Origin of the sequence: Streptomyces amakusaensis, from assembly GCF_039532665.1 — a bacterium.
Taxonomy (GTDB): domain Bacteria; phylum Actinomycetota; class Actinomycetes; order Streptomycetales; family Streptomycetaceae; genus Streptomyces; species Streptomyces amakusaensis.
The window spans coordinates 247,501-270,139 of record NZ_BAAASB010000011.1; the positions used below are offsets into that span (position 1 = coordinate 247,501).

Consider the following 22,639-nt stretch of genomic DNA (forward strand, 5'->3'; position numbering starts at 1 on the left):
GGATCCCGCGATCGCGGTGTACAGAACGCCGATCCGGTCATCCGATCCGGCCACTCCGCCGCCGCGCCGGAACCGGATCACCCGAGGATTCGGGTGCCTGTGACAGCGGCTCGCCCGCAGCGGGAGTCCGGGCAGCGGATGGACGTTACGGCTCCGGTCCTGCTGTCCCTGTGTACGTGGGTGTGGGAGGTGGTGTGCGCGTGGGTGCGGACGGGGATGCCCCAGCGGGTGAGGCGGGCGGCGAGCCACGGTGCGTGTACGTCGTAGGTGCGGCCGGAGAGGAAGAGTGGCTGCGGATGGTCTACGCCGACACGACGTGGGTCACCCAGGTGGAGGGGCGGAACGCCGCCGACGTCACGAGCCCGGTTTCCGGCAGCCCCACCTCGTCGGCCACGCTCCCCTCTCTGGTGGTGCGCACCGCGCAGGTGGCGGAACTCCGTCCCGGGCAGAGGGTCCTCGAAGTGGGCACCGGCACCGGCTACTCCACCGCGATCCTGTGCCACAGGCTCGGGGCCGCGAACGTCGTCAGCGTCGAGTACGACTCCGGCCTCGCGGCGAGTGCCGCCTCGCCCTGGACGACGAGGGGGTGGCCAACGGCCGGTTCACCGGCGATGCCGTCACCTACATGCTCGCCCGTCCGCACGAGCGGCCCCCGTCCCCGGTCTTCTTCCCGCAGCAGGGCACCACCCGCCACACACACCTGGACCCCGCGCTTCTGGAGGAGTGGGCAGGGCGGTTCGTCGCCCAGCTCGCCGCGCCCTCCGCCGAACTGATGGCCACCGGCTCGGGCATCGTTCTCCGTGACGTGGCGACCGGTTCACAGGCGTGGACCGAGCCCGACGGCAGAGAGTGGACCGTGCACCAGCACGGACCGCTCCGTCTGTGGGATCAGGTCGAAGACGCTCTCCGCCTCTGGAGGAACGAGGGAGCACCCGACCTGACAGGGTTCGGAATGACGGCCACCCCCTTCGAGCAGACCGTATGGATCGGCTCGCCCGAGGGGCCGAACTGGCAGCTCCCGGTCTAGCGGGGCCCGGCCGGGCCAGTACGTGACACCGCGATGGCGACGGGCTGGGTGAGGCCGGTCTCCCGCAGGGCGTCGATGGCCATCTCGGTCACCCAGGAGGCCAGGTCCAGGGACCATTCCCGGGCGGTGCAGCGGAAGGTCCGGCCCGAGGTCATCTGTGCCAGTCCGGCGTCGGGGCCCCCGGAGGGCGGGTGGGCCAGGCCGGGCTGGGTGGCAGGGGTCAGGGCCGGGGCGTCCGGGGCCGGCGGCTCCAGGGGCTCGATGGTGAGCAGGTCCCGGGCCCGTTCCCGTACGCCGTCGAGGAGCGCGGACGCCAGGCCCGGGATCCCCGCAGGCTCGGTCCCGGCCACGGTCATGGTGAAGGCGGACTCGGCCTCGGGGTCGCCGAGGCCGAACCAGCCTGCCGCTTCCAGGAGGTCGAGGCGGCTGTCGCCCGCGAGCCGCAGCGGGGCCACGGTGTGCAGCCCGGTGAAGTCGAGCCGTCCCACCCGGGCCAGGCCCTCGCCGAGGACGGTGGCGGCGGGGAGCACGGGCAGCCGCTGGCCGGAGGGGGTGTCGCCGACGTCGATCTGCATCCAGCCCAGTTCGCGGATCCGCCCGTCCTGCTCCCAGTCGCCGTCCGCGTCGTTGTGGCCCCAGCGGACGCCGACGGGGACCGGTTCAGTGGAGCCGAGCCAGCCGTAGGCGGTGGCCCGGGTGGCGACCAGGCTGAACACATCCTCGTCGAGGGTGCCCTCCGCGTACTGCCGGCGGATCCAGGGGTGCAGGGTGAGCACCCCGTGGATCCCCATGATCATGGGGGTGGCCAGTGAGGCTTCCATCGTGACGGTCTCCTTCGGGGCGGTGCGGCGACTCAGTGGGCGGACAGGGGTCCGGCGGCCGGAACGGACTCAACCGGCCGCCGGAGCGCCGCTCAGAAGGCCCCGCACTCCAGGGTGCGCGCCGGGGTGGTGGCCTTCTCCGGGCTGTCGTTGACACTGATGATGTCCACGTCGACCACGCTGCGCCACTGCACCTTCTTCATGCCCTTGCACGCCTTGCGGGCGCTGGCTCGGTGCGAGCTGGGGGCGCTCCGCATATTCTTGCTCGGCTTGACCGTCTCATGGCCGGTCGCGACCGTCTTCCACTTCTTGGCCGTGGTGTCGTACGCCTGAAGCTGGACGGTGACCTTGGCCTTCTCGCCCGGTCCGTTCACCTTGAACCACCAGCCGTGCCCCGACGCGGCGCGCGGAGTGGTCTTGGAGATGTGGACGTAATCCCCGTTGCTGTAGAACAGGCCGGCCGAGGGGTTCTTCTTCTTGTTCCGTGCCGCCGGCCCATCCGTGGGATCGTCGGGCTCCTCACCGGCCCCGCCCGCGACCGGGCCCCCTTCGACGCCGCCCTCGACCTCGTCAGTCTCCCCCTCAGGGACTGCCGGGTCGGTCGGGTCGGTCGTGCCCGGGACAGCCGGGTCGGCCGCCGAGGCGGCCGTGATCCGCTCCGTGTTCTCCACGGGGGCCGCCGTGGAGGTGGAGGCGGACAGGGCTATCGCGGACGACGCCGTGACGGCGACGAGCAAAGTGCGCATGATGCTGAGTCAATCTCTTGAGAAATACGGCCCGGAACGGTCATTTCCGGGCCGATGGTCATGGTCGGCAGGAGGTTCCCCTCACCCGCTCCGGACGCTGCTCGCACGGAGGTGTCGTGTCTGCCTACGACAAATCATGCATCATCAGGATTGCGATAGTTGACCACTTTGGTCGCGATAAATGGGATGGAATGGGGCTTTCTGCTCTGTCGCTTCTGTGAGGCTTCACGCACTCCGGCGATGGGTTCGGAGCGAGATCATCCGGATGGTGCTGCTCTCTCCGTTCATCTCCTCTTACGCACCTTTCGCCCCTATGTTGTAGGTCTCTACTCGGCGGCGTATCCACCCGTGCCGACGGGTACGGTGCTCCAGGGGTGCCCTGTGGCGGTGGGGGGTGCCTGCGGTCGCCCTCTGGGGCAGGTGAAGAAAAGCGGCATGATCGCGCGGCAACGCCGCAGGTCGGGAAGTATCGGCCCCGCGTGTGCGGGGGTAGCCCGCCGGGCGAGCGCCTCGACATCGCCAAGACCTTATCGGCCCCGCGTGTGCGGGGGTAGCCCGCGCTCGCCCACGCGATCTCCGGGTACGCGGACATCGGCCCCGCGTGTGCGGGGGTAGCCCGCTCTTCGGCATTGCGCGGGACGGTCATCGTGGATCGGCCCCGCGTGTGCGGGGGTAGCTGGGTGCGGGCCCCGGACGCCCACTTGCGGAAGAACGACCCCCCTCCCACTACCGCCTCACAGTGAAGTGGGACCGGCGATTCGTCCGCAGCGGGCGTCCGGGCAGCGGATCGCCGTTACGGCTCCGGTGCTGCCGTCCCTGTGTACGTGGGTGTGGGAGGTCGCGTGCGCGTGCGTACGGACCTGGACACCCCAGCGGGTCAGGCGGGCCGCGAGCCAAGGGGTGTGGACGTCGTAGGCACGGGCGATGACTTTCAGAGAGTCGCCCCGGGTGTAGCGGGCAATGACAGTGTTCCGCTCGGCGATGACGCGATTCCGCGCCGCCGCTTTCTCCGCTGGAGTACGGCTTGGCACTGGGGCTCCTGTTTCTGGGGTGGATGGCCCCGGCCGTGGCGGGGGAATGGACGGCCGGGGCCGGAGGGTGCGGGGGCACCCTCCCCTTCCCTGGTGTGCGGCCAGAGAGGCTTGAGGGGATCAGGGGCGGAGGCTGTTGGCGTTGGTCTCGGCGGCGGCCGGGGAGGGCTGGTCGGTGGTGGTGGCGGGGTGGACTTTCTCCTTGGCGACGTCCCATTCCCGGCCGCCGGTGAGGGGGCGGGGGAAGTAGAGGGTTCCGTACTCGGCCATGAGGACGCCGAGGGTCCTGCGCTCGGTGTCGTACGCGATGTCTCCGACGGTGAGGCGGCCCCCGTGCGCGGCCTTGAGGTCCGGAGCTGTCTGTTTGTTCGGGGGAACATTCGTGCCAGACACCGGTGAATCCTTTCCGTAGCGAATCCCCTGCCGAGGGCCATTAGCGTGGCTTAGAGTCGAGAGTGGTTCAACTCGGCAAATTGGCAAACAAAGTTGGGGGAAACGCCCATGGCAAACCGGAAGGAATTGAACCCCGACGCCAGTCTGCAGGCGGCGTTAGGGGCACGTCTCCGTCGTGAGCGGGAACAGCGCGACTGGAAGCAGCGTGAGCTGGGTGAGCGGATGGGGTATTCGCCGACGCAGGTTTCACACGTGGAAACTGCTCTGAAGGTTGCGACTTTGCCGTTTTGTCGCGCCGTTGATGTGGTTTTAGGGCTCGCGGGAACCGAAGAGTCTTTCGAGCGCGAGTGGTTGGGGATGAAGTACGGCGCGCTGCTGGAAGGGTTTCCGGGGTTCGTTGGGTACGAGAGCCGGGCCGTGGAGATCCGGTTGTACGAGGTCGGTGTCATACCGGGGCTTCTTCAGACGCCGGAGTACGCGGCAGTGCTGGCAGACGCGTATGTCGGGCGAGGAGCGATCACGGAGGGCCAGGCGAAGGAACGAACCGATGTGACCGCGAAGCGGCAAGCGGCGCTTGCTCGGACTCCGACGCCGCTGATCTTTGTGGTGCTGGACGAAGGCTGTATCCGTCGGTCCGTCGGGGGACCTGCGGTGATGGGCGCACAGTTGGACCGGTTGCTTGAGTTCGCGGAACAGCCGAACGCGATGTTGCAGATCGCTCCGTTCAGCATGGGAGAGCGCCGTCCGTTCGACCTGCCGCTCTACGTTCTGACGCTGCCGGACCGCTCGATTGTTTCCTACGCAGAGAGCGCCCACCGGGGGCACCTTGAGCGGGACAACCGCTTCGTGGGGCCCATACTTTCGGCCTACTATCAGCTCCAGAAGCATGCGCTTCCGCAGGCGGATTCTGTGGCCATGATCAATGAGGTACGAAAGGGCACCCCGTGATGACCACGATCGAACCCCTCAACTGGATCAAGTCTTCATACAGCAACAACGGCGGGGCGTGCGTCGAGTGGGCCCCCGAGCACGCGTCCGCTTCCGGTGTCGTCCCGGTCCGGGACAGCAAGCGTCCGACCGGCCCGTCCCTGATGGTCAGCCCTTCCGCCTGGACCGGGCTGATCGCCCTCGCCCGGTCCGCCGAGCTGTAGGACCACACAGCCCCGAGCCCCGCCGGCCCCGTTTCCCGGGTCGGCGGGGCTCGGTCGTCCACGGCATCATCCGCGAGGAGTGGGAGTGCACCCCACCGGGCCTAGACCAAGGACGGCAAGGTCCCTGCCGCCCAGCGGCCGAGCCAGAATGCGGCGGCTGAGGGGTGGTCCTGTCCTTCGGTGGAGCCGTCGTGCAGGAGGTACTCGGTGGGGGCGATGTACCCCTCTCCGGGCGCGAGGCGGATGCGATGGACGCGGACCGGCTGTCCGGCGGCTACGTGCTTTCGGTAGTCGTCGGTGGAGGGGTATCGGTGCGTGTAGTCCTCGGGGTGTACGGCTCGGCACACGGCCTGTGCGTCGAGTGTGCCGACGAGCATGTATCGGGTACCCGGTCCCAGGTTCAGGGCAAGACGGCGTCGGCCTCGGGGCTTCTGCTTGTAGATCAGCTTGTCCCAGTTGTCGAGGTGCAGGCCGATCAGGCGGCCGTCCTGGTAGTTCTCCGTCGTCGTGACGCTGTGAGGCTTGGAGAGGGCCTGCCCGAGGTACTGCGCCTCGTCGTCGCCCAGTGGCCTTGCCAGATGCTCCAGGTCCCCCTTGCTCGGAGCGGGTGGACGAACGATCTCCACAAGCATGGCGGCCGATGTCCCGGACCGGACAGCCAGCGAGAGGCCGTCCGCTTCAGTGAGTGGCTGCCACAGACCGGACGGGACTACGGACCCCTCCTCGTATGCAGGGTCCTGCTTTGCTGTGCGGACCGTGGCCGTCTCGCACCGCTCACGCAGGGCGTCAAGGTCGTTGAACGCGAGGTGCAGGGGCACGTGGTCCTCCTTGTCAGGCGTCTCCGATGGAGATGCTCAGCTCGTCCACAAGAGCCTGGGCAAGGTCCGTCTGCTGACTGGGGTCGATGCGGACCTTGACCAGGTTGGCGACGCCCCGGATCTGCGAGAGATCGTTGCCTCGGAGATCGGTGTCCCGATAGCGGCCGCCGCCGAAATCGGTCAGCCTGAGCCCGCAGTCCGAGAACACAGCGTCGGACAGGTCGCAGTCGGTGAACGCGGCCTCGGTGAAGACGCAGCCGACAAAGACGACGGAGCCGGTGGCACGTACCTTCTCGAAACTGCCGTAGTCGAAACGACACTTCTCGAACAGCACGTCGTCCAGGACCACGTCGTCCAGCGCGGTGCCCATGAGCTTGCAGTCGCGGAAGTGGACCCGGGTGAGCTTGCTCCGGCTCCAGCGGACCGAACCCAGATCACTGCTGGTGATCTCGACGCCGTGAAGATTCAACGTGTCGAACTCGACTTGCTTGGCACGGACGTCGCTGACTCTGCCGGTAATGAGCTGGATGCCGGTGAGGCTGAGCGAGCGTAGGTCCACGTCTCCGTACGTGAAGTCCTGGACGACGCCGCGAGGGCTGTCCAGCGAATCGACCACCGACAGGTACAGGCCGGGCTCATCAAGGGCAGGGGTGGTCACGGTGACGCGGCCGAAGGTACGGCTGGCCATGGTGCTCCTTCAACATGGTGCCGGGGTGGCCCGCTGTCGCTGCCGGGCCACCCCGTCCGGGCTACTTCTTCTTCCAGTTGTCCCAGGTGGGACGGTTGTCGAACACGGGCGTGGGGTTGTCCCATGTCGGCTGGTTGTCGAACGTGCCAGCAATGTGCTGGGCCGGTGCGGCCTCCAGAAGGGACGCGAATCCCGGAGCCGACTCCATCACGAGTGCGACGGCGTCAGGGGCGATGTTCACGGACATGTCGCGTAACTCCTTCGAATAGGGCGATCTTGGCGGTTGTGCAGTACCGGGTCCGGGTGCCGTCGAACCGGCCGTCGTGCTCGAAGTACCGATTGGCCGCATGCGCGCCTCCACAGAACGCGAAGGTGGGGCAGGAGGAGCGGCAGGCTTCCACGCCGTTCCAGAACTCGGTGATCCAGGGAGTGCGGTCCTCAGCCTCGGCCACAAGGACATCCAGGCCGGTGTGGAGCACATTGCCGGTGGTGAAGTCGCCGAAGCGGCTGTCGGTAAACCCGGCCAACTCCGGGGACAGCATGACCACACCGCCGTCGTGGGCAACGGTGGGCATGGGGTCCCAGGGAGCCGAGGCCGGCGTCGGGGCTGTGATGTGGCTGCCCAGGACAGCGCCGGCGAAGTTGAGTACGCGGTCCACCTCGCGCAGCCGGATGACTGGATTCGCCCGCCAAGCATCCACGAGGGTGGTCCAGAATTCCGCTGCCCGTGCGGGGTCGGCGTGCTTGACACCCAGGTTGACCCCTTCCTCCTCTTCGACATTGACGCCGAGGGTGGTCACACCCAGGTTGGCGAAGAAGTCGTAGAAGCGACCTGCCCTGTCCGGGGTCAGGTCCGAGTCGGAGACGACCGCGATGGCGGAGAACGGTATCCCGTGGCGTCGTAAGCGCTCTACACCGCGCATGATGACGCGGAACCCCGGACGGCCGGCGAGGGTGAGGCGGTGGGTGTTCATGTCCTCGGGCCCGTCGATGCTGACACCCACGCGGACTTGGCGCTTCAGCAGGAACTCGCACCACGCGTCATCAATCAGGGCCGCGTTGGTCTGTATGGAGTGCTTTACGTCCCCAAAAGGCGCCATGAGGGTGGCTAGATGCTCTCGCCCGGCTGCGAGCGGTTCCCCGCCGTGCCACACGACCTCGAAACCCGGGTTCGCCATGGCCCACTCGTTGACGGGGTCGGCAACGGCTTTGGCGACCGCCACCGGCATGAGGTGCTTCATCTTGCGGAACGGCAGGTAGCAGTACGTGCAGTCCATAGGCAGGCACTGCGTGGTCGGCTGCATGATCACTGAACCGGGGGTGCGGGCGAGCTGAGTATGCATCGTGCTCCTCTCCGACTGAGGGCGCGGCAGGGCGCAGGTGTGCCGGGGGACGGGCCTACGGCCCGCTGCGAGCGGGAGCCACTGACCGAAGTCGTTTTTGCTCCGAAGTGGTGCGGTGACCACCTTGGCGGCCCCGGAATTCTGAGGCCACTGCGGCGTCCTATAGGGCCGTCCTATATTTCGAGGATGGAGCCGGAGCCGAACGTGTGGGCACACCCTGAACTGCGCGCCGCTGTGGCGACGGAGGACTGGTCGGCGCTGTTGAAGACGTGGCGCAGGCTGACTCGTAGCAGCCAGAGCAAGCTTGGTTCCCTCGTGGGCCTGGCGCAGCCGGACATCTCCGCGATCGAGAACCGGCGGCGTAAGGTGACGTCGATCGAGGTGCGCCAGCGGATCGTTCACGGCCTTGGCATCCCCCTCGAATTGCTGGGCATCCGGCACGAGGAACTTCCCCTGCCCTCGCTCGTGCTGCCCGGTGTGGTGTCGGAGACGGACGCGGAGAGGCTGATTGCCGTGAAGAAGGGCGGTCTGCGCCTGGACATCGCCTCCTTGGACGCGATGGACGCCTTACTGGCCGCGCATCGCCGGGCGGAGGACACCATGGGCTCACGCACGATCGCGCCGCTCGTAACCGCTCAGTTCGAGGAAGTCGCCACCCTCTACGACCAGGCCCGGGGTCCTCTGGCGGACCGCGTGGTCAAGCTACTCGCCGAGTACGCACAGTTCCTCGCTTGGATGGCGCAGGACCAGGACAACGCCCCTGTGGCGCTGGGATGGTTCGACCGGTCCTACGACTGGGCGCTGGAATCCGGGTATGGCGACATGGCGGCCACCACCATGAGCATGAAGGCGCATCTGGCGTGGTCGCGGGGCCAGGGGCGGCGGTGCGTTCGGCTGGGTGAGGCCGCGGCGTCAACGACGGGAGCGAGCGAGGCCACGAGGGCCATGGCTGTCCAGATGGCCGGACGTGGGCATGCTCTCGAAGGCGATGCCGGTGACGCGTACCGCAGGTTGGACGAGGCACAGCAGATCATCGCAGCGGCGTCGGACGTGCCACCGTGGCTCTACTTCTACGGTGAGTCGTGGTTCGCCGCGCAGCGCGGTATGGCCGACCTGCACTTGAAGGAATGGTCGAGCGCGGCCGAAAACCTGGTGACAGGGCTGGCGGGCTTCGCTCCTTCCTTCCGCAGGGACCGGGCCTGGTACGGGGCGTGCCTGGCCCACGCGTACGCAGGTGCCGGGGAGGCGGAGGCCGCGCTGTCCACTTCCCTGGGTGTGATCACCGATGCCTCCGAGATCGGCCGCCCTCACGCGTGGGAAGAGCTGCACAGAGTGGCGGGGATGCTGATGCGCCGCAGGGCCTCCGAGGGCCGAGCGCTGTTCGACGCCCTGGCAGCGCTGGACTGACCCTGGAAGCTCACGCCCCGAGCCCCGCCGGCCCCGTTTCCCGGGTCGGCGGGGCTCGGTCTGCTACAGCTGAGCCCCGTCCGGACAGGGCGGATGGCTTCTGATCAGGTCGCGGGCTGGTTCGAGCCGGAGCAGGTCGAGCCGTCCGGGCCCTGGTGGATCGTCGTGGGCGAGCCTGGCGGGGAGCCGACGATGGCACCGCAGGCAGGACAGGACCCGGGGCACAGGCCCGGGTCGAATCGGCTGCCGGGATTCGTGCAGGTGCATTCCATTCCAGGACTCTCCTTCGTGAGGTGATGCCAACTGGGTGGTGCGACTGCTTCCGCCAGGGTGGGGTGGGTCAGAGGAGCCGGACGAAGACTCTCGCGGTGTTGTGGAACCGGACGGTCAGCCCGAAGTAGTCCGGTCGGGCTTCCTCTCGGGTCGACCAGCGCTCGATGCTCGCGATCTCGGGCGACTGGGACTGGGCGAGGAGTGCCGCCAGCCATGCCTCCGGGGCATCCGTCGCCTGGGGTGCATCCCCGGGAGCGACTGGATCCCCGTTGACAGGAGCGTCCTCGAAACCGTCGTGCTTCGCGCCGTCGGGAAGCTGGCCCACGATGCCCCATCGCGAGACACCTGCCGCAGTGGTGATGGCGACGCCACCGGGAGTCTTGGTGTCCCCCGCCTCGGCGAGCGTCTGCACCTTGGTCGCGGTGGGGTTGTTCTTGGCCAGGTCGATGACGAATGCCTGGAATCTCTGCGGGCGCATGGGTGGTCTTTTCCTCTCGTGGCGGCCCGGCCAGTCTAGGAGTGGGGACGGACAGATCACGCTGGTCTCTGTCTTCCCGGGCCGGGACGCGCCCATGCGGCGGGAGTGCCGTGCCCGGGGAGCGGGGGGTTTGCCGGGTGGGGCAGAATCGGGGGTATGACCAGCTCGAAGCCGCCCGCGAAGCCCGTGTACGCCGATCGGGTGTTCCGTTCGCCCGCTGGGATGGCGGGTGGCGTACTGCTGCTCGGCCTGACGGTGTGGCTGGGGATCGACGCCGCTGTACGGGGGGACGGACGGACGCCGTGGTTCGCGGTGGCGGTGCTGCTGCTGGCGGTGCCGTTGATTGTCGCGTTCACGCTGAGGCCGGCGGTGTTCGTGAACGACGACCGGGTGCGGGTGCGGAATCCGCTGAGGACGGTTGTGCTGCCGTGGGCGGTGGTGGAGGACGTCCGGGCCGGGTACTCCAGTGAGATCTTCACGAAGGACGGCGAGAAGTATCAGCTGTGGGCCGTGCCGGTGTCGCTGAGGCAGCGCAAGCGGGCGGCGCGGCAGCAGGCGAGGAAGGAACGGCCGAGGCGGGGGGACGGGTCGGACATTCAGGTGAAGACGCCGCAGGCGGATCAGGCGATTCGGGATATGCGGCTGCTCGCAGAGGTGAATGCCGACAGTCCTGGGGCGCAGGGGGAGGTGCGGACGCGCTGGGCGTACGAGCTGGCCGCGCCCGCGGCCGTCGGGCTGGTGCTGCTTGTGGTGCTGCTCGCCATCGGATAGCGGACGGCTACGGCGGCCCGTCCCACACCAGCAGCATGTGGGCCCCCGCCCAGGCGGACAGCAGGACACCCGCGCCCAGCAGCACCGCGACCGTCGCAGGGCGGCGGGCCCGGGCCAGGCCCCGGGCGATGGGCAGCAGCAGGGGGAAGCCGGGGAGCAGGAAGCGGGCGCGGGGGAAGTAGACGCCCGCGCTGCCCAGGACGACGAGCAGCAGCACCCCGGTGAAGATGAGCAGGGGCAGCGGCTGGCGGTCGGCCAGGCAGAGCAGGAAGAGCACGGCCGAGACGATGAGTACCGCTGAGACGAGCAGGACGAAGAGCGGCGGGCGGCTGGTGTAGAGGAACTGCTGGCGCAGTTCAAGGAGGGTGGCGAGGCCGCCGTCCCACTCGTTCTTCCAGAGGCGCTGGACGGCGAAGTAGCCGTCGATCCGGCCGAGCCGCAGCCCCACCCACGCGACGAACCCCAGCCACCCCAGCGGGGCGATCACCGCACTCGTCACGGCCGCCGCCCGGAGGGGTCCGCGCGGCAGGCGACGGCAGGCGAGGAGGGCGGCGCAGGTCACAGCCGCCGCGATCGCGATGCCGGTGGGGCGGGTGAGTCCGGCCAGGGAGGCCAGGGCCCCGGCCCACAACCAGTGGCCGGTGAGGACCGCGTACAGCGACCAGGCGCAGAGCGCGGTGAAGAGGGACTCGGTGTAGCCCATCCACTGCACGACGGCGACGGGCAGCGCGCCCCACACCACGGCGAGCAGGGTGCCGACCCGGCGGCCGTGGAGCCGGTCGCCGACCGCGAAGACGCCCCAGGCGGCGACGAACGAGCAGCAGATGGCGAGCAGCAGGCCCGCAGAGGCGGGGGAGCCGGGGGCGAGGGGGGAGAGGGCGCGTACGAGCAGGGGGTAGAGGGGGAAGAAGGCGAGGTTGTTGTCGTTGACGCGGGTGCCGAGGGAGTCGGTGTAGCCGTCGGCGGCGATGCCCAGGTACCAGTTCGAATCCCAGGAGGCCGCGAGGGTCGGCCACACGCCGTGGCCCTTGGCGCGGGCCAGCGCGGCGACGGCCAGCAGCCCGCAGAGCCGTACGGCGAGATAGGCCGTCAGGGCGGGCCAGGCGCGTCGCAGGGCGGCCAGGAGGAGGCCGGGGGGCCCGGGAGCGCCGCCGCCTCCCGGGGCCGGGGGGCGGCGGGAGGCGGGGACGAAGGCGTGGGCGGTCGCGGCGGGGGACAACGGCTGGTGCTCCTGGTGGTCGGCAGGGACTACCCGGCCACCTTTGCCCGGCCGTGCCGGGCGGCGGAGCGCGCAGACCGGCCCCCGTACGAGATTCACCCGTACGGGGGCCGGTGAGCGATTTCCCGTCGTACGGGGAACCCCGGGCGGGTCAGATGCCGGCGGCCGCCGCCAGATCGCGCTTGAGCGCCGCCAGGGTCTCGGCCGCGCGCTCGCGGGCGGCGGGGAGCCCGCTCGCGTCGGAGACCGGGACGACGACCTCCAGGTAGCACTTGAGCTTGGGCTCGGTGCCGCTCGGGCGGACGATCACCCGGGCCTGGTAGGAGCCGTCCAGGTGGTAGCGCAGCCCGTCGGTGGGCGGGAGCGCCTCGCTGCCGAGGCTGAGGTCCTCCGAGCCGGTGACGGTGAGCCCGGCGAGGGACTCGGGCGGGCGGGTGCGCAGCGCCCTCATCGCGTCGGCGATCACGCCGAGGTCCTCGACGCGGACCGAGAGCTGGTCGGTGGCGTGCAGACCGTGCTCGACGGCGAGATCGTCGAGGAGGTCGGTGAGGGTGCGGCCCTCCTCCTTGAGGACGGACGCCAGCTCGGCGACGAGGAGCGCCGCCGTGATGCCGTCCTTGTCGCGGACGCCCTCGGGGTCGACGCAGTAGCCGAGCGCCTCCTCGTAGCCGTACCGCAGGCCCTCGACGCGGGCGATCCACTTGAAGCCGGTGAGGGTCTCCTCGTACCGCAGGCCCGCCGACTCGGCGATCCGGCCGAGGAGGGAGGAGGAGACGATCGACTCGGCGAAGGTGCCGCGCGCGCCGGTGCGGACCAGATGGGCGGCGAGCAGCGCGCCGACCTCGTCGCCGCGGAGCATGCGCCAGTCGCCGCCGTCTCCGTCCGGGACGGCGACGGCGCAGCGGTCCGCGTCGGGGTCGTTGGCGATGACGATGTCGGGGCGGGCGCGGCGGGCGGTGGCGAACGCGAGGTCCATCGCGCCCGGCTCCTCCGGGTTGGGGAAGGCGACCGTGGGGAATTCGGGGTCGGGCTCGGCCTGCTCGGCCACCAGGGTGGGGGCGGGGAAGCCGGCGCGGGCGAAGGTGGCCAGGAGGACGTCCTTGCCGACGCCGTGCATGGCGGTGTAGACGACCTCGGCCGTGCGCGGGGAGCCGGGGGTCAGCACGGCGTCCGTACGGGCGAGGTAGGCGTCCAGGACGGTCTCGTCGAGGGTCTCCCAGCCGGAGCCGGCGCGGGGTACGTCGGCCAGCGCGGCGATCGCGGCGATCTCGGCGGCGATCTCCGCGTCGGCGGGCGGCACGATCTGCGAGCCGTCGCCGAGGTAGACCTTGTAGCCGTTGTCGCGCGGCGGATTGTGGCTGGCGGTGACCTCGACCCCGGCCACGGCCCCGAGCCGCCTTATGGCGAAGGCCAGGACGGGGGTGGGCAGCGGGCGCGGCAGGACGGCGGCGCGCAGCCCCGCGCCGACCATGACCGCGGCGGTGTCGAGGGCGAAGTCGGCCGACTTGTGGCGGGCGTCGTAGCCCACGACGACGAGGCCGTCGCCCTGCCCCTGGGCCTTGAGGTACGCGGCGAGACCGGCGGCGGCGCGGATCACCACGGCGCGGTTCATCCGCATGGGGCCCGCGCCCAGCTCGCCCCGGAGCCCGGCGGTGCCGAACTGGAGCGTTCCGCTGAACCGGGCGGTCAGCTCGGCGTGGTCCCCGGCCTCGATCAGCTCGCCGAGTTCGTCCCGCGTCTCCGGGTCGGGGTCCTCCGCCAGCCACGCCCGGGCCCGCGTGATGAGGTCCTGCTGCACGATCGCTCCGCCTCTCGTGTCCATGTGTTCCAAGATGCCCCGAGGTCGTCCGGGCAGGGGGGAAGACCGCGCCGGGCGGGCCTGTGCGGTCCGCCCGGCGCGGTCTCGGTGGCTCAGAGCCGCGCCAGGACCCTGGTCAGCAGCTCGCCCATCCGGGAGGCCGAGTCGCGGCCGGCCTGGAGGACTTCCTCGTGGTTGAGCGGCTCGCCCGACATGCCGGCGGCCAGATTGGTGACGAGGGAGATGCCGAGCACCTCCGCGCCCGCCTCGCGTGCCGCGATGGCCTCCAGCACGGTGGACATGCCGACGAGGTCGCCGCCGAGGACCCGCACCATGTTGATCTCGGCAGGGGTCTCGTAGTGCGGGCCGGGGAACTGGACGTACACGCCCTCTTCGAGGGAGGGGTCGACCTCCTTGCACAGCGCGCGCAGCCGCGGCGAGTACAGGTCGGTGAGGTCGACGAAGTTCGCGCCCACGATCGGCGAGGTCGCGGTGAGGTTGATGTGGTCGCTGATCAGCACCGGCTGGCCGGGGCGCATGCCCTCGCGCAGACCGCCGCAGCCGTTGGTCAGGACGATGGTCTTGCAGCCCGCGGCGACGGCGGTGCGCACTCCGTGGGAGACGGCGGCGACGCCGCGGCCCTCGTAGAAGTGGGTACGGCCCAGGAAGAGCAGGGCGCGCTTGTCGCCGATGCGGTACGAGCGGACCGTGCCGCCGTGGCCCTGGACGGCGGGCGGCGGGAAGCCGGGCAGTTCCGTGACCGGGAACTCGGCTTCGGGCGCGCCGAGCGCGTCCGCTGCGGGCGCCCAGCCGGAGCCCATCACCAGGGCTACGTCATGGGTCTCGGCACCGGTCAGCTCGCGCAGTCGCGCGGCGGCGGCACCGGCCGTCTGGTGGGGGTCGGCGGTAGCGCCGTCGAGGTCCGGATTCACATGTGCGTTCACGCGAATGAGGGTAACCGCTGATTCCCTACGCGCGTAGATGCAGCGGCGTACGGTCCTCGGATCGTTGTCTTGTCGTTTCCGACGAACGGGCCCGGACGCCCCTCAGCAGGGGCGCTTGCGCAGCTCCATCGAGTAGTCGTGCGGCGCGCCCGCCGAGTCGGCCGCGTCGGCGATCTCGCCGAGGTAGCGCGCGGAGGGCAGCCCGCCCTCGTACCCGTTCAGTACGTACACCCAGGCGGGCTCCTCGCCGTCCAGGGTGTGCACCCGTACCCGCATCCGCCGGTAGATGTCGAGCCCGACGCCCTCCCAGCGGTCCATGGAGTCCTCGTCCATCGGGGCGATGTCGTACAGCGCGACGAAGACCTGGGAGCGCGGGGCCTCCACGATCGTGGCCAGCGCCCCCTCCCAGCCCATCTGCTCGCCGCCGAAGGTCAGCCGCCAGCCGTTGAGCCAGCCCGTGCCGCGCAGCGGGGAGTGCGGTGCGCGGCGGGTCATCAGCCGCGCGTCGAGGTTGCCGGCGTACGCGGCGTAGAGCGACATGGGATTGAGGGTACGGGAGGGGCCCGGGTGGTCGCCTTGCGCGGCGTGGTCCTCCGGGGCGGCCCCGGAGGTGTCCCAACCCCGAATGGAGGCCCCGGGAGCGAGCAAGTTGAAGCGTGCGGGACAATGGGGTACGTACTCCAGCCCCCAGTGGGACGGCCCCCAGCGGGAGCGCCCATCGGGGGAGACACCCCGCCCGGCCCACCCGGCAGCAACGAGAGCGCGAGGCGTAACCCCTGTGACCCGGATCGTGATCATCGGCGGCGGACCCGGCGGATACGAGGCGGCCCTGGTGGGCGCCCAACTCGGCGCGGAGGTGACCGTCGTCGACTGCGACGGCCTCGGCGGCGCGTCCGTGCTGACCGACTGCGTGCCCTCCAAGACCCTCATCGCCACGGCCGAGGTGATGACCACCTTCGACTCGTCCTACGAAGAGCTCGGCATCATCGTCGCCGACGACACCCCGCCGATGGAGCACACCGCCCGGGTGGTGGGCGTGGACCTCGGCAAGGTGAACCGCCGGGTGAAGCGGCTCGCGCTGGCGCAGTCGCACGACATCACCGCCTCCGTCACCCGGGCCGGCGCCCGGGTGGTGCGCGGCCGGGGCCGGCTCGACGGCCGGCAGGCTACCGACGGCTCCCGCAAGGTGATCGTCCGCGCGGCGGACGGCAGCGAGGAGACCCTCGTCGCGGACGCGGTGCTGATCGCGACCGGCGGCCACCCGCGCGAGATCCCCGACGCGCTGCCCGACGGCGAGCGGATCCTGAACTGGACCCAGGTCTACGACCTGGACGAGCTGCCCGAAGAGCTGATCGTCGTCGGCTCCGGCGTCACCGGCGCCGAGTTCGCCGGGGCCTACCAGGCCCTCGGCTCCCGGGTCACCCTGGTCTCCTCCCGGGACCGGGTGCTGCCCGGCGAGGACCCGGACGCCGCCGCCGTCCTGGAGGACGTCTTCCGCCGTCGCGGGATGAACGTCATGGCCCGCTCCCGGGCCGAGTCCGCCAAGCGCGTCGGCGACCGGGTCGAGGTCACCCTCTCCGACGGCCGGGTCATCTCCGGCACGCACTGCCTGATGGCGGTCGGCGCGATCCCGAACACCGCCGACATGGGCCTGGAGGAGGCGGGCGTACGCCTCAAGGACTCCGGCCACATCCGGACCGACCGGGTCTCCCGCACCAGCGCCCCCGGCGTGTACGCGGCCGGCGACGTCACCGGCGTCTTCGCGCTCGCCTCGGTCGCCGCCATGCAGGGCCGGATCGCGATGTACCACTTCCTGGGCGACGCGGTCACCCCGCTGAACCTGAAGACCGTCTCGTCCAATGTCTTCACCGACCCGGAGATCGCGACCGTCGGCTACACCCAGGCGGACGTCGACGCGGGCACGATCGATGCACGGGTCGTCAAGCTGCCGCTGCTGCGCAACCCCCGTGCGAAGATGCAGGGCATTCGGGACGGTTTCGTGAAGATCTTCTGCCGGCCGGGCACCGGGATCGTGGTCGGTGGCTGTGTCGTCGCCCCCCGGGCGAGCGAGCTGATCCACCCGATCTCGATCGCCGTCGACAACAATCTGACGGTGGAGCAGATCGCCAACGCCTTCACCGTCTACCCCTCCCTCTCGGGATCGATCGCCGAGGTGGCGCGGCAGTTGCACACCCGGAAGGCGACCGGCGAAGGCTGATCGGAAGACGGATCGCGAGGGCCCGGTGGCGGGCGGGGAGAGCCCGCCGGGCACCGGGCCCGGCGCGTCATCCGAAGATCATTCGACCGGCGGCCCGGACACATGCTCATACCACTTGACGGGTCGGGGTGAGCGCATTACTTGTTATTCGGCGCATACTGCTGAAAACTATCCGCCGCTCAGGTTACTGTCAGTTTCGTGTTCGCTGCAGAACGTCGCCAATTGATCCTTGAAATGGTGCGTGCCAACGGGGCCGTGTCGCTCCGTGAGCTCGCCCGCGTCGTCCAGACCTCCGAAGTGACCGTACGGCGGGACGTGCGGGCGCTGGAGGCCGAAGGACTCCTCGACCGCCGCCACGGCGGTGCGGTACTGCCGGGCGGATTCACCCGGGAGTCCGGCTTTCCGCAGAAGTCCCTGTCCGCCACCGCGGAGAAGACGGCGATCGCCGATCTCGCCGCGAGCCTCGTCGAAGAGGGCGAGGCGATCGTCGTCGGCGCGGGCACCACCACTCAGGAGCTGGCCCGCAGGCTCGCCCGGGTGCCGGGGCTGACCGTCGTCACCAACTCGCTGCTCGTCGCCCAGGCCCTGGCCCACGCCAACCGGGTCGAGGTCGTCATGACCGGGGGGACGCTGCGCGGCTCCAACTACGCGCTGGTGGGCAGCGGGGCCGAGCAGTCGCTCCAGGGGCTGCGGGTCTCCCGGGCCTTCCTCTCCGGCAGTGGGCTGACCGCCGAGCGCGGGCTCTCCACCTCCAACATGCTCTCCGCCAGCGTCGACCGGGCGCTGGTGCAGGCGGCGGCGGAGGTGGTGGTGCTCGCGGACCACACCAAGCTCGGTGCCGACACGATGTTCCAGACCGTGCCCACCGATGTCATCACCCGTCTGGTGACGGACGAGCCGCCCGTCCACGACGACCGGGCGATCACCGAGCTTCAGGCCCTGGCGGACCAGGGGGTGCAGATCGCGGTCGCGAGTACGGGAGCGTCCTCGGCCGGCTCCCCGCCGCCGCCCCCCGCGCCGCCCGGCGACACCGACACCTCCCCCGGCCGGCCCGCCCGCCGCGACGTCCCCCTCCCGGGGCAGCGCCGCACCCGCGGCGGAGCCGGGCCCGGCCCCCAGCGGCTCAACCCGGCGGGCGGCCTCGAACCGGGCGCGGGAGCCGGAGCGGGCGCGGTGGAACGCAGCACCCGGATGGCCGACCTGCGCCGCCGCTGAGCGAAAGCCCGGGTCAGTTCGGCTGGTCCGGGCCAGGGCGTGTCTGATGGATCAGGCTGGATCAGTGAGCGGGGTCTGGTGCCGTGCATCTCCCCCGCAGCCTCCGGCGCGGGCGGTGCCCCCAGGCGGAGGATTGAGCCACTGCGGTGGGGGCACCCCCGTGCCCGCAGGGCACAGGGGGCCATTGGTGATGGACGACAACGCGGCGTGGGGGTACCACCCGGGCCGAAGGCCCAGGGGGAGTGCGGTGCCAGGGCCCGCGAGCCCAGCAAGATCCATCAGACACGCCCCAGCCCCCGCAGGGCGAGAGTGAGCAGTCGGCCCGCCAGGGCCGGGTCGTTCGGGGTCTGTTCGGCGGCGAAGGCGATCGCGCTGGTGAGCCGCATCAGATCGCCCACCGGGACGTCCTCGCGGACCGCGCCCGCCGCCCTGGCGCGCTCCAGCAGCCGCTCCCCGGCCTCGTACAGCGGCACCGAACACGGTGAGAGCGCCGAACTCCCGTCCAGCGAGGCGGTCATCAGCGCCCCCGGCAGCCCCCGGTACGCGCCCGCGTGGGCGATGAGCGCGCCGAGCCACTCGATGAGGGCCTCGTGCGGCCTGGGGGAGCGGGACAGTTCCCGCGCCTGGTCCAGCAGGGCGTCCACGGCCTCGCGGAAGACCGCGTTAACCATCGCCTGGCGGTTGGGGAAGTGGCGGTAGAGCGTGCCGATGCCGAGACCCGAGCGGCGGGCGATCTCCTCCAGCGAGGCATCGGTGCCCTCCTCGGCGAAGACGGTACGGGCCTCGGCCAGCAGCCGTTCGTAATTACGGCGGGCATCGGCCCGCATGGCGCGGGTCGTCCCCGCCGCCGCACTGGTCGTCATCGTCCCCATCCTCCCCATGCCCCTGCGGCCGTCCGGTCCCGGCCGGGGTGAACAGAATGCCATCGCGGGCCCGATGAGCCCAGAGAACGGCGGAAGGGGCCCGCGGAGCCGGCGTACCGGTTCCACGGGCCCCTTCCGTACGCGGTCCGTACGAGGGGTGAGCGCGGGGCTCAGTCCTTGATCTCGCAGATCGTCGCGCCGGACGAGATGGACGAACCCACCTCGGCGCTCAGGCCCTTGACGGTGCCCGCGCGGTGCGCGTTGAGGGGCTGCTCCATCTTCATGGCCTCCAGGACGACGATGAGATCGCCCTCCTGGACCTCCTGGCCCTCCTCCACGGCGATCTTCACGATCGTCCCCTGCATGGGGGAGGCGAGCGTGTCGCCGGAGGCGGCGGAGGCGGACTTCTTCGCGGCCCGGCGCTTGGGCCTGGCACCCGCCGCCAGCCCGGTGCGGGCCAGCGTCATGCCGAGCGAGGAGGGCAGCGAGACCTCCAGGCGCTTGCCGCCGACCTCGACGACGACCGTCTCACGGCCCGGCTCCTCGTCGGAGTCGGTGTCGGCCGGCGTGGCGAAGGCGGGGATCTCGTTGACGAACTCGGTCTCGATCCAGCGGGTGTGGATCGTGAACGGGTCGGCGGTGAACGCCGGGTCGACGACGACGGCGCGGTGGAAGGGGACAGCCGTGGCCATGCCCTCGACCGTGAACTCGTCCAGCGCGCGGGCGGCGCGCTGAAGGGCCTGCTCACGGGTGGCACCGGTGACGATCAGCTTGGCGAGCAGGGAGTCCCACGCCGGGCCGATCACACTGCCGGACTCGACGCCCGCGTCGAGCCGGACGCCGGGGCCGGTGGGCGGGTTGAACAGGGTCACCGTGCCCGGGGCGGGCAGGAAGCCCCGGCCCGGGTCCTCGCCGTTGATGCGGAACTCGAAGGAGTGTCCGCGCACCGGCGGGTCGTCGTAGCCCAGCTCCTCGCCGTCGGCGATACGGAACATCTCGCGGACCAGGTCGATGCCGGTGACCTCTTCGGTGACCGGGTGCTCCACCTGGAGACGGGTGTTGACCTCCAGGAAGGAGATGGTGCCGTCGGTGCCGACGAGGAACTCGACGGTGCCCGCGCCGGCGTAACCGGCCTCCTTGAGGATGGCCTTGGAGGCCGCGTACAGCTCGGCGTTCTGCGCGTCGGAGAGGAACGGCGCGGGGGCCTCCTCCACGAGCTTCTGGTGGCGGCGCTGGAGCGAGCAGTCACGGGTGGAGACGACCACGACATTGCCGTGCTGGTCGGCCAGGCACTGCGTCTCCACATGGCGGGGCTTGTCGAGATAGCGCTCGACGAAGCACTCGCCCCGGCCGAAGGCGGCGACGGCCTCGCGGACGGCGGAGTCGTACAGCTCCGGGACCTCCTCCAGGGTGCGGGCGACCTTGAGACCGCGCCCGCCACCGCCGAAGGCGGCCTTGATCGCGATCGGCAGCCCGTGCTCCTTGGCGAAGGCGACGACCTCGTCCGCCCCGGAGACCGGGTCGGGGGTGCCCGCGACCAGCGGAGCGCCGGCGCGCTGGGCGATATGACGGGCGGCGACCTTGTCACCGAGATCGCGGATCGCGGACGGCGGCGGGCCGATCCAGGTCAGCCCGGCGTCGATGACGGCCTGGGCGAACTCCGCGTTCTCGGAGAGGAAGCCGTAACCGGGGTGGATGGCGTCCGCGCCGGAGTCCTTGGCGGCCTGGAGGACCTTGGCCATGTCGAGATAGCTGGCGGCCGGAGTGTCACCGCCCAGGGCGAACGCCTCGTCCGCCGCGCGGACATGCAGCGCGTCCCGGTCGGGATCGGCGTAGACGGCTACGCTCGCGATCCCGGCATCCCTGCAGGCACGGGCAACGCGGACAGCGATTTCGCCACGGTTGGCGATGAGCACCTTGCGCACGATGGCTCCCTCCTTGGAACAAGCTGAGTTTAGGGACTACCGACACGGCCTTACGACCCGTCCCCATTGGTGAGCTTGCCCACACGGAGCGTGATTCGAGGCTCGCGCAAGTCGCGAAATCCCTTGTCGTACCACGTACGACGGGCTTCTACCTCGCAGACTAGCCGTGTTGCGCCGCGCAGGTCTCTGTTCGAGAGCCCCCCGGCCGGACGTGTTTCTTTGTGGGGTCCCTACGAACGCGTGGATGATTCTTTGCGGTGTGGCCCGCCGTGGCGCGGGCGGGGGACGGCGGGGCCGTGACCCCTGTGGCCGGGTTTACCAGTGAGTAGCGCGCGGGTCGTCGTCGCGTACCCGCGGTAAGAGGGGGAGGGGCGGGCTTCAGGCCCACAGATCGGTGACCGAGTACCCCAGCTCGGCCAGCAGCGCGCGCAGCAGCGGCAGCGACAGCCCGATGACATTGCCGTGGTCGCCGTCGATCCCGTCGATGAAGGGGGCCGAGCGGCCGTCCAGGGTGAACGCGCCCGCCACGTGCAGCGGTTCGCCGCTCGCGACATAGGCGGCGATCTCCGCGTCGGTGGGCTCGCCGAAGCGGACCGTCGTGGACGCGGTCGCGGAGGCGATCCGGCCGGTGGCGGTGTCGGTGACGCAGTGACCGGTCTGGAGGACCCCGGCCCGGCCGCGCATCGCCTTCCAGCGGGCGGTGGCCTCCTCGGCGTCGGCGGGCTTGCCGAGCGCCTCGCCGTCCAGTTCGAGCACCGAGTCGCAGCCGATGACCAGGGAGCCCGCGGCCTCCGGGCGGGCGGCCACCACCGCGGCCTTCGCCTCGGCGAGGACCAGGGCCAGCTCGGCCGGTGTCGGGGCGCTCAGGGCGTCCTCGTCGACACCGCTGACGATCACCTCGGGCGCGAATCCGGCCTCGCGCAGCAGGCGCAGACGGGCGGGGGAGGCGGAGGCGAGTACCAGGCGGGGGGTTCGGGCGGTCATGCCGCCATCGTAGGCGGCGCTCAGCGCAGACCGACCACGAACATCCCCAGCACCATGGCGAGCGCCAGCAGCAGGCCCGCGCGGCGCATCATCGCCTGCGTCTCCCGCAATTCCTCGGGCGGCTCGTTCTCCGGGTCGGACCACAGCATGTCTTCCATGGTGAGGGCCGGGGGCGGGGCCGCGCCTGAGTACGGGTACTCACATGGGACAGCCGCTCCCGGCGCGCGCCCGGGCGGTGCGATCGCGTGATGGCCGCGATCGCACCGCTCGATTCCGGACGGGAACCGCTGTACCGGCCAGGTTCAGCCGGGCCAGTAGGTGCGCGCCCAGGCCCCCGGGCCCGGCAGCGGGCGGCGGGCGCGGGCGATCCGCGCCGGGTCCGACCACTGTCCGGGCGGGACCGCCGCGCCCGTGGCCGCCGCGGACCCCGCGGCGGCCGTGGCGCGCGCCCGGACCACCGCCAGGGCGGCGGCCAGCTCCTCCGGGGTGGGATTGCCCCGTACCACCTTGATCATTTCCACTCCCG

23 protein-coding genes and 1 pseudogene are annotated in these 22,639 nt (G+C 70.7%); 7 read left to right on the forward strand and 17 right to left on the reverse strand.

Annotation, left to right across the window (positions count from 1 at the left end):
• Positions 1–170 precede the first annotated feature (170 nt).
• Positions 171–1,027: pseudogene (locus ABD371_RS21090) on the forward strand (rRNA adenine N-6-methyltransferase family protein).
• Here the strand turns inward: ABD371_RS21090 and ABD371_RS21095 are convergent.
• The 3 genes from ABD371_RS21095 to ABD371_RS21105 all read right to left on the reverse strand — a co-directional run bounded on the left by ABD371_RS21095 (position 1,024) and on the right by ABD371_RS21105 (position 4,018).
• Positions 1,024–1,848: a hypothetical protein gene (locus tag ABD371_RS21095; protein WP_344479108.1), complete on the reverse strand. Its 825-nt coding sequence runs from the start codon at positions 1,846–1,848 to the stop codon at positions 1,024–1,026. The pseudogene ABD371_RS21090 and the gene ABD371_RS21095 overlap by 4 nt on opposite strands.
• A gap of 92 nt (positions 1,849–1,940) precedes the next feature.
• Entirely contained in the window at positions 1,941–2,594 is a 654-nt protein-coding gene (locus tag ABD371_RS21100; RefSeq protein WP_344479109.1) for a hypothetical protein, read from the reverse strand.
• A gap of 1,151 nt (positions 2,595–3,745) precedes the next feature.
• Entirely contained in the window at positions 3,746–4,018 is a 273-nt protein-coding gene (locus tag ABD371_RS21105) for a hypothetical protein (protein WP_344479111.1), read from the reverse strand.
• 108 nt (positions 4,019–4,126) lie between these two features.
• On the opposite strand from ABD371_RS21105, the gene ABD371_RS21110 reads away from it, so the two are divergent.
• Both ABD371_RS21110 and ABD371_RS21115 read left to right on the forward strand, forming a co-directional pair.
• Entirely contained in the window at positions 4,127–4,966 is an 840-nt protein-coding gene (locus tag ABD371_RS21110) for a helix-turn-helix domain-containing protein (protein WP_344479112.1), read from the forward strand.
• The gene (locus ABD371_RS21115) at positions 4,966–5,169 is read left to right on the forward strand and encodes a DUF397 domain-containing protein (RefSeq protein ID WP_344479114.1); all 204 of its coding nucleotides are present in this window, start codon (positions 4,966–4,968) and stop codon (positions 5,167–5,169) included. The genes ABD371_RS21110 and ABD371_RS21115 overlap by 1 nt, the downstream gene beginning before the upstream one ends.
• A gap of 101 nt (positions 5,170–5,270) precedes the next feature.
• On the opposite strand, the gene ABD371_RS21120 is transcribed toward ABD371_RS21115, so the two are convergent.
• The 4 genes from ABD371_RS21120 to amcB form a co-directional block, all read right to left on the reverse strand.
• On the reverse strand, positions 5,271–5,987 hold the full coding sequence (locus tag ABD371_RS21120) for a hypothetical protein (protein WP_344479115.1): 717 nt from the start codon (positions 5,985–5,987) through the stop codon (positions 5,271–5,273).
• A 13-nt stretch (positions 5,988–6,000) separates the two neighbouring features.
• Positions 6,001–6,675 carry a pentapeptide repeat-containing protein gene (locus tag ABD371_RS21125; protein WP_344479117.1) on the reverse strand — a complete coding sequence of 225 codons (675 nt, stop codon included), beginning with the start codon at positions 6,673–6,675 and terminating at the stop codon, positions 6,001–6,003.
• A gap of 61 nt (positions 6,676–6,736) precedes the next feature.
• Positions 6,737–6,922, reverse strand: coding sequence for a multiple cyclophane-containing RiPP AmcA (gene amcA, locus ABD371_RS21130; RefSeq protein ID WP_344479118.1), 186 nt, complete (start codon positions 6,920–6,922; stop codon positions 6,737–6,739).
• The gene (gene amcB, locus ABD371_RS21135; protein WP_344479120.1) at positions 6,900–8,018 is read right to left on the reverse strand and encodes a cyclophane-forming radical SAM peptide maturase AmcB; all 1,119 of its coding nucleotides are present in this window, start codon (positions 8,016–8,018) and stop codon (positions 6,900–6,902) included. The genes amcA and amcB overlap by 23 nt, the downstream gene beginning before the upstream one ends.
• Positions 8,019–8,204: 186 nt before the next feature.
• Here amcB and ABD371_RS21140 point away from each other — a divergent pair, with 186 nt between their 5' ends.
• The gene (locus ABD371_RS21140) at positions 8,205–9,425 is read left to right on the forward strand and encodes a helix-turn-helix domain-containing protein (RefSeq protein WP_344479121.1); all 1,221 of its coding nucleotides are present in this window, start codon (positions 8,205–8,207) and stop codon (positions 9,423–9,425) included.
• Positions 9,426–9,765: 340 nt separating this feature from the next.
• Here ABD371_RS21140 and ABD371_RS21145 read toward each other — a convergent pair whose 3' ends face one another.
• A complete protein-coding gene (locus ABD371_RS21145; RefSeq protein WP_344479123.1) occupies positions 9,766–10,176 on the reverse strand; it encodes a hypothetical protein in 411 nt (136 codons plus the stop codon).
• A 156-nt stretch (positions 10,177–10,332) separates the two neighbouring features.
• Between ABD371_RS21145 and ABD371_RS21150 the strand changes: the two genes are divergently transcribed.
• Entirely contained in the window at positions 10,333–10,947 is a 615-nt protein-coding gene (locus ABD371_RS21150; RefSeq protein WP_344479125.1) for a PH domain-containing protein, read from the forward strand.
• Positions 10,948–10,954: 7 nt separating this feature from the next.
• Here the strand turns inward: ABD371_RS21150 and ABD371_RS21155 are convergent, their stop codons facing one another.
• The 4 genes from ABD371_RS21155 to ABD371_RS21170 all read right to left on the reverse strand — a co-directional run bounded on the left by ABD371_RS21155 (position 10,955) and on the right by ABD371_RS21170 (position 15,448).
• Positions 10,955–12,166: a hypothetical protein gene (locus tag ABD371_RS21155; protein WP_344479127.1), complete on the reverse strand. Its 1,212-nt coding sequence runs from the start codon at positions 12,164–12,166 to the stop codon at positions 10,955–10,957.
• A 151-nt stretch (positions 12,167–12,317) separates the two neighbouring features.
• Positions 12,318–13,988 (reverse strand): phospho-sugar mutase, encoded by a 1,671-nt coding sequence (locus ABD371_RS21160; RefSeq protein WP_344479128.1) that lies wholly within the window; start codon positions 13,986–13,988, stop codon positions 12,318–12,320.
• Positions 13,989–14,077: 89 nt separating this feature from the next.
• The gene (locus ABD371_RS21165) at positions 14,078–14,896 is read right to left on the reverse strand and encodes a purine-nucleoside phosphorylase (RefSeq protein ID WP_344479238.1); all 819 of its coding nucleotides are present in this window, start codon (positions 14,894–14,896) and stop codon (positions 14,078–14,080) included.
• Between the two features lie 114 nt (positions 14,897–15,010).
• Positions 15,011–15,448, reverse strand: coding sequence for a gamma-glutamylcyclotransferase family protein (locus tag ABD371_RS21170; protein ID WP_344479130.1), 438 nt, complete (start codon positions 15,446–15,448; stop codon positions 15,011–15,013).
• Positions 15,449–15,686: 238 nt separating this feature from the next.
• On the opposite strand from ABD371_RS21170, the gene ABD371_RS21175 reads away from it, so the two are divergent.
• The gene (locus ABD371_RS21175; RefSeq protein WP_344479131.1) at positions 15,687–17,126 is read left to right on the forward strand and encodes an NAD(P)H-quinone dehydrogenase; all 1,440 of its coding nucleotides are present in this window, start codon (positions 15,687–15,689) and stop codon (positions 17,124–17,126) included.
• Between the two features lie 234 nt (positions 17,127–17,360).
• Entirely contained in the window at positions 17,361–18,341 is a 981-nt protein-coding gene (locus tag ABD371_RS21180) for a DeoR/GlpR family DNA-binding transcription regulator (RefSeq protein ID WP_381734079.1), read from the forward strand.
• Between the two features lie 278 nt (positions 18,342–18,619).
• On the opposite strand, the gene ABD371_RS21185 is transcribed toward ABD371_RS21180, so the two are convergent.
• The 5 genes from ABD371_RS21185 to ABD371_RS21205 form a co-directional block, all read right to left on the reverse strand.
• Positions 18,620–19,204, reverse strand: a complete 585-nt coding sequence (locus ABD371_RS21185; protein WP_344479134.1) for a TetR/AcrR family transcriptional regulator — start codon at positions 19,202–19,204, stop codon at positions 18,620–18,622.
• Between the two features lie 170 nt (positions 19,205–19,374).
• On the reverse strand, positions 19,375–21,129 hold the full coding sequence (locus tag ABD371_RS21190; protein ID WP_344479136.1) for an acetyl/propionyl/methylcrotonyl-CoA carboxylase subunit alpha: 1,755 nt from the start codon (positions 21,127–21,129) through the stop codon (positions 19,375–19,377).
• A 378-nt stretch (positions 21,130–21,507) separates the two neighbouring features.
• Entirely contained in the window at positions 21,508–22,113 is a 606-nt protein-coding gene (locus tag ABD371_RS21195; protein WP_190121540.1) for a Maf family protein, read from the reverse strand.
• Positions 22,114–22,133: 20 nt separating this feature from the next.
• Positions 22,134–22,262, reverse strand: coding sequence for a morphogenic membrane protein MmpB (gene mmpB, locus ABD371_RS21200; RefSeq protein ID WP_344479140.1), 129 nt, complete (start codon positions 22,260–22,262; stop codon positions 22,134–22,136).
• Between the two features lie 153 nt (positions 22,263–22,415).
• On the reverse strand, positions 22,416–22,628 hold the full coding sequence (locus ABD371_RS21205) for an acyl-CoA carboxylase epsilon subunit (protein WP_344479142.1): 213 nt from the start codon (positions 22,626–22,628) through the stop codon (positions 22,416–22,418).
• Positions 22,629–22,639 lie beyond the last annotated feature (11 nt).

Bases quoted from the DNA above. Each gene is read 5' to 3' on its own strand.
- ABD371_RS21095 (WP_344479108.1), bottom strand. From the start codon at position 1,848: ATGGAAGCCTCACTGGCCACCCCCATGATCATGGGGATCCACGGGGTG.
- ABD371_RS21100 (WP_344479109.1), bottom strand. From the start codon at position 2,594: ATGCGCACTTTGCTCGTCGCCGTCACGGCGTCGTCCGCGATAGCCCTG.
- ABD371_RS21110 (WP_344479112.1), top strand. From the start codon at position 4,127: ATGGCAAACCGGAAGGAATTGAACCCCGACGCCAGTCTGCAGGCGGCG.
- ABD371_RS21115 (WP_344479114.1), top strand. From the start codon at position 4,966: ATGACCACGATCGAACCCCTCAACTGGATCAAGTCTTCATACAGCAAC.
- ABD371_RS21125 (WP_344479117.1), bottom strand. From the start codon at position 6,675: ATGGCCAGCCGTACCTTCGGCCGCGTCACCGTGACCACCCCTGCCCTT.
- amcA (WP_344479118.1), bottom strand. From the start codon at position 6,922: ATGTCCGTGAACATCGCCCCTGACGCCGTCGCACTCGTGATGGAGTCG.
- amcB (WP_344479120.1), bottom strand. From the start codon at position 8,018: ATGCATACTCAGCTCGCCCGCACCCCCGGTTCAGTGATCATGCAGCCG.
- ABD371_RS21140 (WP_344479121.1), top strand. From the start codon at position 8,205: ATGGAGCCGGAGCCGAACGTGTGGGCACACCCTGAACTGCGCGCCGCT.
- ABD371_RS21145 (WP_344479123.1), bottom strand. From the start codon at position 10,176: ATGCGCCCGCAGAGATTCCAGGCATTCGTCATCGACCTGGCCAAGAAC.
- ABD371_RS21150 (WP_344479125.1), top strand. From the start codon at position 10,333: ATGACCAGCTCGAAGCCGCCCGCGAAGCCCGTGTACGCCGATCGGGTG.
- ABD371_RS21160 (WP_344479128.1), bottom strand. From the start codon at position 13,988: ATGGACACGAGAGGCGGAGCGATCGTGCAGCAGGACCTCATCACGCGG.
- ABD371_RS21170 (WP_344479130.1), bottom strand. From the start codon at position 15,448: ATGTCGCTCTACGCCGCGTACGCCGGCAACCTCGACGCGCGGCTGATG.
- ABD371_RS21180 (WP_381734079.1), top strand. From the start codon at position 17,361: ATGGTGCGTGCCAACGGGGCCGTGTCGCTCCGTGAGCTCGCCCGCGTC.
- ABD371_RS21185 (WP_344479134.1), bottom strand. From the start codon at position 19,204: ATGACGACCAGTGCGGCGGCGGGGACGACCCGCGCCATGCGGGCCGAT.
- ABD371_RS21195 (WP_190121540.1), bottom strand. From the start codon at position 22,113: ATGACCGCCCGAACCCCCCGCCTGGTACTCGCCTCCGCCTCCCCCGCC.
- mmpB (WP_344479140.1), bottom strand. From the start codon at position 22,262: ATGCTGTGGTCCGACCCGGAGAACGAGCCGCCCGAGGAATTGCGGGAG.
- ABD371_RS21205 (WP_344479142.1), bottom strand. From the start codon at position 22,628: ATGATCAAGGTGGTACGGGGCAATCCCACCCCGGAGGAGCTGGCCGCC.